General features: G+C 60.9%; 8 protein-coding genes. All 8 read left to right on the top strand.

The genetic code is table 11. The annotated features are described in order from the left end of the window. Window positions 1-109: 109 nt before the first annotated feature. The gene (gyrA, locus tag CPter91_RS21175) at window positions 110-2,776 is read left to right on the top strand and encodes a DNA gyrase subunit A (RefSeq protein ID WP_061943805.1); all 2,667 of its coding nucleotides are present in this window, start codon (window positions 110-112) and stop codon (window positions 2,774-2,776) included. Between the two features lie 188 nt (window positions 2,777-2,964). Further along, window positions 2,965-4,077 carry a 3-phosphoserine/phosphohydroxythreonine transaminase gene (gene serC, locus CPter91_RS21170; RefSeq protein ID WP_061943802.1) on the top strand — a complete coding sequence of 371 codons (1,113 nt, stop codon included), beginning with the start codon at window positions 2,965-2,967 and terminating at the stop codon, window positions 4,075-4,077. A 51-nt stretch (window positions 4,078-4,128) separates the two neighbouring features. After that, window positions 4,129-5,202 (top strand): prephenate dehydratase, encoded by a 1,074-nt coding sequence (pheA, locus tag CPter91_RS21165; RefSeq protein WP_061943800.1) that lies wholly within the window; start codon window positions 4,129-4,131, stop codon window positions 5,200-5,202. A gap of 133 nt (window positions 5,203-5,335) precedes the next feature. Further along, window positions 5,336-6,442: a histidinol-phosphate transaminase gene (gene hisC, locus CPter91_RS21160; RefSeq protein WP_061943797.1), complete on the top strand. Its 1,107-nt coding sequence runs from the start codon at window positions 5,336-5,338 to the stop codon at window positions 6,440-6,442. Between the two features lie 45 nt (window positions 6,443-6,487). After that, window positions 6,488-7,387 (top strand): prephenate dehydrogenase, encoded by a 900-nt coding sequence (locus CPter91_RS21155; RefSeq protein ID WP_061943794.1) that lies wholly within the window; start codon window positions 6,488-6,490, stop codon window positions 7,385-7,387. Next, on the top strand, window positions 7,387-8,727 hold the full coding sequence (gene aroA, locus CPter91_RS21150) for a 3-phosphoshikimate 1-carboxyvinyltransferase (protein WP_061943791.1): 1,341 nt from the start codon (window positions 7,387-7,389) through the stop codon (window positions 8,725-8,727). The genes CPter91_RS21155 and aroA overlap by 1 nt, the downstream gene beginning before the upstream one ends. Before the next feature lie 14 nt (window positions 8,728-8,741). Beyond that, window positions 8,742-12,209 carry a DEAD/DEAH box helicase gene (locus tag CPter91_RS21145; RefSeq protein WP_061943788.1) on the top strand — a complete coding sequence of 1,156 codons (3,468 nt, stop codon included), beginning with the start codon at window positions 8,742-8,744 and terminating at the stop codon, window positions 12,207-12,209. 67 nt (window positions 12,210-12,276) lie between these two features. Beyond that, window positions 12,277-12,948, top strand: a complete 672-nt coding sequence (cmk, locus tag CPter91_RS21140; RefSeq protein WP_061943785.1) for a (d)CMP kinase — start codon at window positions 12,277-12,279, stop codon at window positions 12,946-12,948. The last annotated feature ends 93 nt before the right edge of the window (window positions 12,949-13,041 follow it).

Here is a 13,041-nt window from a genome sequence, read left to right as displayed (position 1 = left end):
CTGCGTTTCGAGCAGCATTTCGCCGGCAACTGGCAGATCGCTCTGGAATGTTGGTTCTATCGCAGGTTCAATATTGATCAACCCAAGTAAAGATTGGCCGACTCGCTAAATGGATCAATTCGCTAAAGAAACAATCCCGATTTCCCTCGAAGAAGAAATGCGCAAGAGCTACCTCGATTACGCCATGAGCGTGATCGTCGGCCGGGCGCTGCCGGATGTGCGCGACGGCCTCAAGCCGGTGCACCGCCGGGTCTTGTTCGCCATGCATGAAATGAACAATGTCTGGAATCGCCCGTTCGTCAAATGCGCGCGCGTGGTCGGTGAAACCATGGGTAAGTATCACCCGCATGGCGACGCTTCGATTTACGACACGCTGGTGCGCATGGCGCAGCCGTTCTCGCTGCGTTACATGCTGGTCGATGGCCAAGGCAACTTCGGTTCGATCGACGGCGACGGCGCGGCAGCGATGCGTTACACCGAGTGCCGCCTGGACAAGATTGCCGGCGAACTGCTGGCCGACCTCGACAAGGAAACCGTCGACTTCGTGCCCAACTACGACGGCAAGGAAAAAGAGCCGTCGGTGTTGCCGACCCGCATTCCTAACCTGCTGATCAACGGCTCATCCGGCATCGCGGTCGGCATGGCGACCAACATTCCGCCGCACAACCTGACCGAAGTGATCGACGGTGCGCTGCATGTATTGCGCAATGCCGATTGCACCATCGACGAACTGATCGAAATCATCCCGGCGCCGGACTTCCCGACCGCCGGCATCATCTACGGCGTCTCCGGCGTGCGCGATGGTTACCGCACCGGCCGCGGCCGCGTGGTGATGCGCGCCAAGACCCACTTCGAAGAATTCGGACGTGAAGGCCGCACTGCGATCATCATCGACGAACTGCCGTACCAGGTAAACAAGAAGGCTTTGCTGGAACGTATCGCCGAACTGGTGCGCGACAAGAAGCTGGAAGGCATTTCCGACCTGCGCGACGAGTCGGACAAATCCGGCATGCGCGTGGTGATCGAACTCAAGCGCGGCGAAGTGGCAGAGGTTGTGCTGAACAATCTGTACAAGCAAACACAGCTGCAAGACACCTTCGGCATGAACATGGTAGCGCTGGTGGATGGCCAGCCTAAGCTGCTGAACCTGAAACAGATGCTGGAATGCTTCCTGTCGCACCGCCGCGAAGTCGTCACGCGCCGCACCGTGTTCGAACTGCGCAAGGCGCGCGAACGCGGTCACGTGCTGGAAGGCTTGGCGGTAGCGCTGGCCAACATCGACGATTTCATCGCCCTGATCAAGGCGGCGCCGACGCCGCCGGTGGCGAAATCCGAACTGATGGCGCGTGCCTGGGATTCTTCCATGGTGCGTGAAATGCTGGCCCGTACCGGCGACGAAAATATCGGCGGCATCGAGTCCTTCCGTCCGGAAAACCTGCCTAAACATTACGGCATCCAGACTGACGGCATGTATCGCCTGTCGGACGACCAGGCGCAGGAAATCCTGCAGATGCGTCTGCAACGCCTGACCGGCCTCGAGCAAGACAAGATCGTCAACGAGTACAAAGACGTGATGGCGCAAATCGCCGACCTGCTGGATATCCTGGCCAAGCCGGAACGTGTCACCGTCATCATCACCGACGAGATGACCGCTGCCAAGAACGAATACGGCATCGGCAACAAGGATGAACGCCGTTCGCAGATCGAGCACAATCCTACCGATCTCGGCACGGAAGACCTGATCACGCCGCAAGACATGGTGGTGACCTTGTCGCACACCGGCTACATGAAAGCGCAGCCGGTCTCTGAGTACCGCGCACAAAAACGCGGTGGCCGCGGCAAGCAAGCGATGGCGACCAAGGAAGACGACTGGATCGACCAGCTGTTCGTCGGTAATACCCATGACTACATTTTGTGCTTCAGCAATCGCGGCCGTCTCTACTGGCTGAAGATCTGGGAAGTACCGCAAGGTTCGCGCAATTCGCGCGGCAAGCCGATCGTCAACATGTTCCCGCTGCAGGATGGCGAGAAGATCACCGTGGTGCTGCCATTGTCGGGCGCCAACCGCAGCTTCCCGGAAGACCGTTATGTCTTCATGTCGACCAGCCTGGGCACCGTCAAGAAGACGCCATTGTCCGACTTCAGCAATCCACGCAAGGCCGGCATCATCGCGGTCGACCTGGATGAAGGCGATTTCCTGATCGGCGCCGCGCTGACCGATGGCCAGCATGACGTCATGCTGTTCTCCGATTCCGGCAAGGCAGTGCGCTTCGACGAAAACGATGTGCGTCCGATGGGCCGTACCGCGCGCGGCGTGCGCGGCATGAACCTGGAAGAAGGCCAGCAGGTTATCGCCTTGCTCGTTGCGGAAAACGAACAGCAATCGGTATTGACTGCCACTGAAAATGGCTTCGGCAAACGTACGCCGATTACCGAGTACACGCGCCACGGCCGCGGCACCAAGGGCATGATCGCGATCCAGACCAGCGAGCGCAACGGTAAGGTGGTGGCGGCAACGCTGGTGGAACCTAGCGATGAAATCATCCTGATCACTACCGGCGGCGTCCTGATACGCACCCGCGTCGCGGAAATCCGCGAAATGGGCCGTGCTACCCAGGGCGTCACACTGATCGCAGTGGAAGATGGCACCAAGCTGAGCGGTTTGCAGCGCGTGGTCGAATCCGACGCCGAGGTCGATGCTGAAGTGGAAGCCAGTGCTGAAGGCGACACCGGCAGCACGGCAGCCGGCGACGCTTCCGAGCCGGCAGCGGAGTAATAAAGCAAGCCGCGCGGTCCAGCCAGCCTGGGCCGCGTATTGCTTTCTGCGCATTGTTTTCTGCGCATTGTTTTCTGTTTTACCGGTAATACCGTAACAACACAGCAACGCCATCTGTTGGGCCAAAGTATTCAAAGAAATTCTACGTAGTCTCTGCAATTCCGGTTCTTTATCTGACGACATTCATCATGCCTATCTATAATTTTTCTGCTGGTCCTGCCGTGTTGCCAAAAGAGGTGTTGCAGCAAGCTGCTGCTGAAATGCTGGACTGGCAGGGCAGCGGCATGTCGGTGATGGAGATGAGTCATCGCGGCAAGGAGTTCATGTCTATCCTGGCCGCCGCGCAGCAGGATTTCCGCGCGCTGTTCGCGGTGCCGGACAATTACAAACTGCTGTTCATGCAGGGTGGTGCGATTGCCGAGAATGCGATCGTGCCGCTCAACCTGCTGGGCCGCGGCGGTCGGGCTCAGCCGGCCACCAGCGATTACATCAATACCGGTTCGTGGTCGACCAAGTCGCTGAAAGAAGCGCGGCGCTACGGCAACGTCAATGTCGCCGCCTCTTCCGAAGACAGCCATTTCGCGCAGATTCCCGATCGCGACAGCTGGCAGCTGTCCAAGGATCCGGCTTACGTCCATCTCTGCACCAACGAAACCATCGACGGCGTCGAGTACCAGTTCACGCCCGATGTCGCCGCGGAAACCAACAATGCGCCGCTGGTGGCCGACATGTCGTCGCACATCCTGTCGCGCGTGGTAGATGTATCCAAGTACGGCGTGATCTATGGCGGTGCGCAAAAGAATATCGGCCCGGCCGGACTGACCCTGGTGGTGGTGCGCGAAGACTTGCTCGGCCCAGGCTACGCGTTGCCGGCTTGCCCGTCCGCCTTCAACTGGAAGATCGTGGCCGACAATGATTCGATGTACAACACGCCGCCGACCTATGCGATCTATATCGCCGGGCTGGTGTTCCAGTGGCTCAAGAAGCAGGGCGGCGTCGCCGCGATGGAACAACGCAATATCGCCAAGGCGGCTTTACTGTATGACTGCCTGGACGCCAGCGATTTTTACCGCACCAAGATCGCCAACAGCTGCCGCTCGCGCATGAACGTGCCTTTCTTCCTGGCCGATGACGCGCTCAACGATGCTTTCTTGAGCGGCGCCAAGGAACGGGGTTTGCTGCAGCTGAAGGGCCATAAATCGGTGGGCGGCATGCGCGCTTCGATCTATAACGCCATGCCTTTGGAAGGCGTGCAGGCGCTGGTGGCGTATTTGCAGGAATTTGAAAAACAGCGCGGCTAGCGCATTACGCCTTGCGCCAGGCTTATTAGCAGAACCAGAGATAGAAACAACATGAGCGAAGACAAACTCCTACCCTTGCGTCAGCAGATCGACGCCATTGACGCCGAAATCCTGGCCTTGCTGAACCGCCGCGCGAAAATCGCGCAAGAGGTCGGCCACGTCAAGGCAGAGACCAATGCCCCCGTGTTTCGTCCGGAACGCGAGGCGCAGGTCTTGCTCAAGGTTGCCGAGCGCAATCCGGGACCGCTGCAAGGCGCCGATGTACAAACCATTTTCCGTGAAGTGATGTCGGCTTGCCGCGCGCTGGAAAAGCGCGTGACGGTGGCCTATCTGGGCCCGGCCGGCACCTTCAGCGAACAAGCGGTGTACCAGCAGTTCGGCCACGCGGTGGAAGGCCTGCCTTGCGTGTCGATTGACGAAGTGTTCCGCGCCACCGAAGCCGGCACCGCCGATTTCGGCGTCGCGCCGATCGAGAATTCCTCCGAAGGGGTGATCAACCGTACCCTCGACCTGCTGCTGCAAACCACGCTCAATATCAGTGGAGAAGTGTCGATCCCGGTGCATCACAGCCTGATGACCAAGGAAGGCACGATGGCCGGCATCGCCCGCATCTGCGCCCACTCGCAAGCGCTGGCGCAATGCAATGCCTGGCTCAACCAGCATTACCCGAGCATCGAACGGCAGGCGGTAGCGTCGAATGCCGAAGCGGCGCGCATGGCCAGCGAGAATGAAGCGGTGGCCGCGATTGCCGGCGAAATGGCGGCGCAGAAATACGACCTGCAGGTAGTCAGCGCGAATATCCAGGACGATCCGCACAACCGTACCCGGTTTGCCGTGGTGGGTCGCCTGCAGAACGGCGCCAGCGGCAAGGACCAGACGTCGCTGGTGCTGTCGGTGGCGAACAAGGCCGGTGCTGTCTACAAGCTGCTGGCGCCGCTCGCCAAACATGGCGTGTCGATGACCCGCTTTGAATCGCGGCCAGCACGCATGGGTGCTTGGGAATACTATTTCTATGTCGATGTCGAAGGCCATGCGGCCGACGACAAGGTGGCCAAGGCGCTGGACGAACTGCAGCAGAATGCTGCGTTCTACAAGCTGCTGGGATCGTATCCGCGCAGCTTTTGAACGGCGCCTGGACACGCACTTGCTTAGCGCCCTATTTAGCTCACTGATAGCTCACTGATTTAACGCATTTACCTCTCATTTACCTCTTATTTACCTAATTATCTCGTTCAATATTTCGTCCTGAAAGCAGACAATGTCAATCCAATTTGGTCCAGAGTATGTGCGCGCTATCGCCCCGTATCAAGGCGGCAAGCCGATTGCCGAAGTAGCCCGCGAGTTCGGCCTGGACGAAGCCAAGATCATCAAGCTGGCCTCTAACGAAAATCCGCTGGGCATGCCGGAGTCGGCGCGCCTGGCGATGCAAAAGGCAGTAGCCGATATTGGCCGTTATCCGGATGCTAACGGTTTCGATCTGAAGGCCGCGATTACCGCCAAGTATGATGTGCCGGCAGAGTGGATCACGCTCGGCAACGGCAGCAACGATATCCTGGAGCTGGCGACACACGCTTTCGTGCAGGCCGGGCAAGCCGCGATGTATGCGGAATATTCTTTCGTCGTCTACGCGCTGGCGACACAAGCGGTCGGCGCCCGCGCCATCGTGGTCAAGGCCAAGGACTATGGTCATGACCTGGCGGCGATGTTCGACGCGATTACGGCCGACACCAAGCTGATCTTCATCGCCAATCCGAATAACCCGACCGGCAGCTTCATTCCGGCCGCCGAGCTGGAAGCTTTCCTGGCGCGCGTGCCGCCGCAGATCGTGGTGGTGCTGGACGAAGCCTATAACGAATACCTGCCGCCGGAAGTACAGTACGAATCGATTTCCTGGGTGCGCAAGTATCCCAACCTGCTGGTGTCGCGCACCATGTCCAAGGCCTACGGCCTGGCTGGCCTGCGCATCGGCTTCGGCATTGCGCAACCGGCGATCACCGATTTGCTGAACCGCATCCGCCAGCCGTTCAACGTCAACTCGCTGGCCCAGGCCGCCGCCGTGGCGGCCTTGAACGATACCGAATTCCTGCAGCGCAGCGCGCAGCTGAATCGCGAAGGTTATCGTCAGCTGACGCAAACCTTCGATGAACTGGAGCTGGAATATGTGCCGTCGTTCGGCAATTTCGTGATGGTCAAGGTCGGCGCCGATGAAGCTGCCGGCGCGCGCGTCAACCTGGCGTTGCTGAAGCAGGGCATCATCGTGCGCCCGGTCGCCAACTATGGCTTGCCGCAATGGCTGCGCGTCACCATCGGCCTGCCGCAAGAAAACGCGGCGTTCATCGATGCACTGAAGAAGCTGCTGGCCTGAGCGCCGGCTGCATGAGTCCGAATAATCTTTATTGAAGCAACGCCCGTGTTCAAGAAAATCGCAATTTTTGGTGTAGGCCTGATCGGCGGATCGTTTGCCCTGGCTTTGAAAAAAGCCGGCGTGGTGGAACAGATCGTCGGCGTCGGCCGCCACCTGACGACACTGCAGCGCGCGCGCGAACTGGGCATCATCGACCAGATCGCCAGCGATGTCGCGGAGGCGGTCAGCGGCGCCGACCTGATCCTGATCGCCGCGCCGGTGGCGCAGACCGGCGCCATCCTGGCGAGTATTGCGCCACATCTGCAAGCCGGCACCATCGTCACCGACGCCGGCAGCACCAAGTCCGACGTGGCGCAGGCGGCGCGCACGGCGCTGGGCGGCAAGATCGGCCAGTTCGTGCCCGGCCATCCGATCGCAGGGCGTGAACAGAATGGCCCCGAGGCGGCGCTGGCGGAACTGTATGTCGGCAAGAAAGTGGTGCTGGCGCCGCTGCCGGAAAATTCGGCCGCGGATGTGGCTCGGGTTGCCGCTGCCTGGCAGCAGTGCGGCGCGCTGATTCATCAGCTCTCGGCGCAGCAGCACGATGCCGTGTTTGCCGCAGTCAGCCACTTGCCGCACGTGCTGGCGTATGCGTTGGTGGATGATATCGCCAACAAGCCGCACGCGGCGTCGCTGTTTCAATATGCCGCCAGCGGCTTTCGCGATTTCACCCGCATCGTCGGCTCGTCGCCGGAGATGTGGCGCGATATTTCACTGGCCAACCAGAGCGCCTTGCTGGGCGAGCTGGATGCTTACATGCTGCAGCTGGGCCGCTTGCGCGGTTTGCTAGCGGCCGGCGACGGGCCGGCGCTGGAAGCCATCTACAGCAATGCGCAGCAGGCAAGACACAACTGGATCAGCGCCATCGAGGCTGCGGAACAACAGAACAAGGAAGGTGGCGATTAATGAGTATCCAACGCAAACAAAGTTATCCCGAGTACCTGGATTTGCATCCTGTGGCAAAAGTGCAGGGGACGGTGCGGCTGCCGGGTTCCAAAAGCATTTCCAACCGCACGCTGCTGCTGGCGGCGCTGGCCAACGGCACCACGCAGATCCACGACTTGCTGGCTTCTGACGATACGCTGGTGATGCTGACCGCGCTCAAGAAGCTGGGCGTCGCCTGGGAGCAGGCCGAGGGCACGCAGACCTATACCGTGCAGGGCAGCGGCGGCGCCTTTCCGGTGCACCAGGCCGACCTGTTCATGGGCAATGCCGGCACCGCGATACGCCCGCTGACGGCGGCGCTGGCAGCCATGGGCGGCGACTACACCATCCACGGCGTGGCGCGCATGCATGAACGCCCCATCGGCGATCTGGTCGATGCTCTGAATGCGATCGGCACGCGGATCGCCTATACCGGCGTGGCCGGTTTTCCGCCTTTGCATATCCAGCGCGGCCAGCTGCATAGCCAGCGGATCCAGGTGCGCGGCAATGTTTCCAGTCAGTTCCTGACTGCGCTGCTGATGGCTGCGCCGCTGATGGCGAAACATGAGGCAGTGACGATAGAGGTGATCGGCGAACTGATTTCCAAGCCTTATATTGAAATCACCCTGAACCTGATGCAACGCTTCGGCGTCACCGTTGCGCGCGACGGCTGGCAGTCGTTCACGGTGGCTGCCGGGGCGCAATATCAAAGCCCACAAACCATCCATGTCGAAGGCGATGCCTCGACCGCTTCCTATTTCCTGGCGGCCGGAGCGATTGCCGGCGGCCCGCTGCGGGTCGAAGGCGTGGGTAAAGACAGCATCCAGGGCGATGTCCGTTTTGTCGAAGCGCTACAACAGATGGGCGCCGGCATTACGCTGGGCGATAACTGGATCGAAGTGTCGTCCAACGGCGTATTGAAGGCCATCGACGCCGATTTCAACCACATTCCCGATGCGGCGATGACGATTGCCATCGCGGCGCTGTACGCCGAAGGCACCAGCACGCTACGCAATATCGCCAGCTGGCGCGTCAAGGAAACCGACCGCCTGAGCGCCATGGCGACCGAGCTGCGCAAGCTGGGCGCCACCATCGAAGAGGGCAGCGACTATCTGCGCGTAACGCCGCCGGCGCAGCTAAAGCCGGCCACCATCGATACCTACGACGACCACCGCATGGCCATGTGTTTTTCGCTGGCCGCGCTGGATGGCGCCGCGCGGCGCGGCACCACGGTGCGCATCAACGATCCGCAATGTGTCGCCAAGACCTTCCCGGATTATTTCACCGTGTTCGCGCAAATCGCCGAACAGAAATTACTGTAGATGACGGGTCGCGCATGAATCTGACACTTGCCGATGTGCGCGATGTGTTGCACCAGGCAACCTTTGACCGTGGCCAGGAGTACGTGCGGCTGCGCCGTGTGCTGGCCGTGGAGCAGGATGGCGACGTCCTCAACGCAACGGTGCAGGGCAGCGGCAGCAACATCTATCAGCAGGAAATCACGCTGTCGGTATTTCGCGATACGCCCGACATCGACAGTGTCTGTTCCTGCCCGGTCGGCTCCAACTGCAAGCATGTGGCGGCGGCCTTGATTGAATACCTGCAGCGGCCTTCCGCCGATCAGCTGGTGATTGCGGCTGCGCCGCCGGTGCTGCCTGCCGACAAATCAGTTGCGGCGCCCAGGCCGGCTGTCGCCAAAGCCAGCCCGCCGCCGACTCTGGCGCGGCCGATGGAAGCCTGGCTGAGCCGGGTCCAGGGCGAAGTTGCTGGCGCCATCGCCCCGCAGCAGCAACAGGCCGGCCTGCGTCAGAAAGTCGCGACGCACCAGGTGGTTTTCGTGCTGACCTCAGCCTACAACGGCAAGAAGGCGGTGCTGCACCTGTGCAAGGCCCAGCCGCGGCCGAACGGCCAGTTCCAGGCTGCGCAGCCGGTCACCGACGTGCCGCGCCTGCTGGCCGACCCGGTGCTGTTCCTGCGCCCCGAAGATCGCGACCTGATTGGCCTGTTTGTGGCCCAGAACGACGGCAACCATGCCCAGCATGCGGCCTGTGAACTGAGCGGCAAGCTCGGCGCCCAGCTGTTGCGCGCGCTGCTGCAGCAACAGCGTCTGCTGTGGGCCAATTCCCTGCCTGACCTGGCGAAGGGCACGGCCTATCCGCTGCAACTTGCCGCGCCGCGCCGCGCCAGCCTGACCTGGCATGAAGCGCTGGACGACGGCCGCGACGCTGCGCGCGATCTGTGGCAGCTAGGCTGGCAATTTGAAGCGGAAGCGGCGAATGGGGCGGCCTCCTTGCGCAAGAGCCTCGATTACATGCTGCCTACCGAGCCGCCCTGGTATATCGACAATCTTTCCTGCGGCGAGCTGCTGCTGACGCAGCGTGATACGCGGATTTCCAGCAAAGCACTCAACGACCTGGTGATCCAGGCGCCGATGCTCGATCCAGACGATAGCCTGGCAGTTGCCCAGCAATTGCTGACGCAGGGTTTGAGCGATGTCATCCCTTTCCCGCCTCAGGTGATACAAACCGTGCGCCGCGACATTGCGCCGCAACCCTTGCTGGTGCTGGGAAATCTTCCCGGCGTCAGCAATCCGTTGATGCAGGATTTCGCCGAACTGCATTTCCGCTACGACGGCGCGTTGGTCTCTGCCCAGTTTGCGTTGGCGCTGAGCCGTAACACGCCGGCCGGGATCGAGCAGGTCATGCGCGACCAGGCCGCTGAAAACGCCTTGCGGCAAACCTTGCTGGGGTTCGGCATGCGTGCGCTGGAAGGAACGCAGCATCCGCTGGCCATGATGCCGGGCATGTTCATGCTGCCGGACCAGTCGGCTTGGCTGCGCTTCGCGAAAGAGGGATTGCCGCAGCTGATTGCGCAGGGCTGGAAGATCGACAAGCGCGCCGAATACCGTTTCGATGTAGTCGAAGTAGAAGACTGGTATGCCGAAATCGCCGAGACAGACGAGGCAGGCGCCAGCGCGGCTTTCGACCTGCAGATGGGCATCGTGGTCAATCAGCAGCGGGTATCGCTGTTGCCGCTGCTGGTGGACCTGATACGCCACGCGCCGCAGGATTTCGATCCGCGCACCATGGCGCTGCGCGACGATCAGGATGAATTGCTGGTGCGTCTGAGCGACGGCGTGCATGTCGCCATGCCCTGGGGCCGCATCAAGCCCATCCTGAACACCCTGGGTGAGTTGTATTTCACGGAAAAATCGGAAGGCCCGGTGCGCTTGTCGGCGCTCGATGCGGCGCGCCTGGCCGAGCTGGATGCCGGCAACCAGCTGCGCTGGGTAGGCGGCGAGCGGCTGCGCAGCATGGGCCAGAAGCTGCTCACCTTCGGCGGCATCAAGCAGGTGTCGGCGCCGCCCGGGCTGCAAGCCACCTTGCGCGACTACCAGCTGCAAGGATTGGCGTGGATGCAGTTCCTGCGCGAATACGACCTGGCCGGCATCCTGGCCGACGACATGGGTCTCGGCAAGACCGTCCAGACCCTGGCGCATATCCTGATCGAAAAGCAAAGCGGCCGTCTGACCGCGCCGGCGCTGGTGATTGCGCCGACCAGCCTGATGGACAACTGGCTGCAGGAAGCCGCGCGCTTTGCGCCCGAGCTGCGCGTGCTGGTATTGCAGGGCAAGCAGCGCCTGGAACAGTTCGAACAGATCGCCGGCTACGACCTGGTGCTGACCACTTATGCCTTGCTGCCGCGCGACGAAGAACACTGGCGTGAGCATGTCTTCCATCTGCTGATCCTGGACGAAGCGCATTACATCAAGAATCCGCGTTCCAAGGTGGCGCAAAGCGCGGCCCTGCTGAATGCGCGGCATCGGCTGTGCCTGAGCGGCACGCCGGTGGAAAACCATCTGGGCGAATTGTGGGCGCAGTTTCATTTCCTGCTGCCGGGTTTGCTCGGCGATGAAAAAACCTTTAACCGCGACTTCCGCCAGCCGATCGAAAAGCAGGGCGACGCTACGCGCCGCGCCTTGCTGAGCCGACGCATCAAGCCCTTCCTGCTGCGCCGGACCAAGGACAAGGTGGCCAAGGAGCTGCCGCCGAAAACCGAGATGCTGCGCAGCGTGACCTTGAGCGGCGCGCAACGCGACCTCTATGAAAACGTGCGCCTGGCGATGGACAAGAAGGTGCGCGAGGAAATCGCCAAGAAAGGCGTGGCGCGCAGTCATATCGTGATCCTGGAAGCCTTGCTGAAGTTGCGCCAGGCTTGTTGCGATCCGCGCCTGCTCAAGACCGACCAGCCGGAAGCCGAAGCAGCACAGGCGGAAATGCCTTCCGCCAAGCTGCTGGAGCTGCTGGAGATGGTCGACGAGCTGCGCCAGGAAGACCGGCGGATCCTGGTGTTTTCGCAATTTACCAGTATGCTGACGCTGATCGCCGCCGAATTGCGCGAGCGCGATATCGGCTATGCGCTGTTGACTGGCGCCACCCAGGACCGGGTCGAGCCGGTGCGCCAGTTCCAGGAGGGCGAAGTGCCGGTGTTCCTGATCAGCTTGAAAGCCGGCGGCGTCGGCCTCAACCTGACCGCGGCCGATACCGTGATCCATTACGATCCGTGGTGGAATCCCGCCGCCGAAAGCCAGGCCACCGACCGTGCCTGGCGCATCGGCCAGGATAAACCGGTATTCGTCTACAAGCTGATCGCCAAGGGCACGGTGGAAGAGAGCATCCAGCTGCTGCAGCAAAAGAAAGCCGACCTGGCGCAGGCCATGTTGTCGCCGCAAGGGGAGGAAGCGCAGAACGTCGGCCTGACCCAGGACGACCTGCAGGCAATCTTTGCGCCGCTGGCTGAATAAATCAGGTAATTCCGTCTAGACCTAAACCGTAACAATTCAATTTCAATAATAACAACCGACTATCCCTATGCCTAATTCCCCTATCCCTGTCATCACCATCGATGGCCCAACGGCATCCGGCAAAGGCACCGTGGCGCAGAAGGTTGCGCAGCACCTGGGTTTCCACTATCTCGATTCCGGCGCGCTGTATCGCCTGACCGCGCTGTCGGTCATGCGGCGCGCTACCCCGCTGGATGACGAACATGCGCTGGCCAAGGCGGCCGAGCATCTGCATTGCCATTTCAACGGCGCCCATATTTTCCTGGCGAATGAAGACGTCACCAACGACATCAGGGCGGAAGAAGTCGGCAACATGGCGTCGAAAATTGCTGCAATACCAACGGTGCGCCAGGCCTTGTACGGCCTGCAGTTGAGTTTTCGGCAACATCCAGGACTGGTGGCCGACGGCCGCGACATGGGCACGGTGATCTTCCCCCACGCCGGCCTCAAGGTGTTTTTGACCGCCAGCGTAGCCGCCAGGGCCGAACGGCGCTATAAGCAATTGATTGACAAGGGTTTTTCTGCTAATATGGAAGACCTCTCAAAGGATTTGACGGAGCGAGATGCGCGCGATAGCAGCCGCAGCTCGGCGCCGTTGAAGGCCGCGCAAGGGGCGTATCTGCTGGATACTTCTGCAATGACTGCCGATCAGGCGGTCGAGCAGGTGCTTAGCTGGTATGCCGCTGCCAAGCCGGTCTGAATGGGAAGCACGTTGTAAATCAGTGGTTTAGCAGCAAGCAGTAACAAAATTTGTTGTTTTTTTGCAGTACCTTGGTGTCCGGCCTGACGCAAA

It is taken from the genome of Collimonas pratensis, from assembly GCF_001584185.1.
Taxonomy (GTDB): Bacteria; Pseudomonadota; Gammaproteobacteria; order Burkholderiales; family Burkholderiaceae_D; genus Collimonas; species Collimonas pratensis.
The sequence above is the reverse complement of the archived record's forward strand: the minus strand, read 5'-3'. Positions and strand labels throughout refer to the sequence as shown.

Excerpts from the sequence above, each read along its gene's own strand:
- gyrA (WP_061943805.1), top strand. The coding sequence starts at position 110 with ATGGATCAATTCGCTAAAGAAACAATCCCGATTTCCCTCGAAGAAGAA.
- serC (WP_061943802.1), top strand. The coding sequence starts at position 2,965 with ATGCCTATCTATAATTTTTCTGCTGGTCCTGCCGTGTTGCCAAAAGAG.
- pheA (WP_061943800.1), top strand. The coding sequence starts at position 4,129 with ATGAGCGAAGACAAACTCCTACCCTTGCGTCAGCAGATCGACGCCATT.
- hisC (WP_061943797.1), top strand. The coding sequence starts at position 5,336 with ATGTCAATCCAATTTGGTCCAGAGTATGTGCGCGCTATCGCCCCGTAT.
- aroA (WP_061943791.1), top strand. The coding sequence starts at position 7,387 with ATGAGTATCCAACGCAAACAAAGTTATCCCGAGTACCTGGATTTGCAT.
- CPter91_RS21145 (WP_061943788.1), top strand. The coding sequence starts at position 8,742 with ATGAATCTGACACTTGCCGATGTGCGCGATGTGTTGCACCAGGCAACC.
- cmk (WP_061943785.1), top strand. The coding sequence starts at position 12,277 with ATGCCTAATTCCCCTATCCCTGTCATCACCATCGATGGCCCAACGGCA.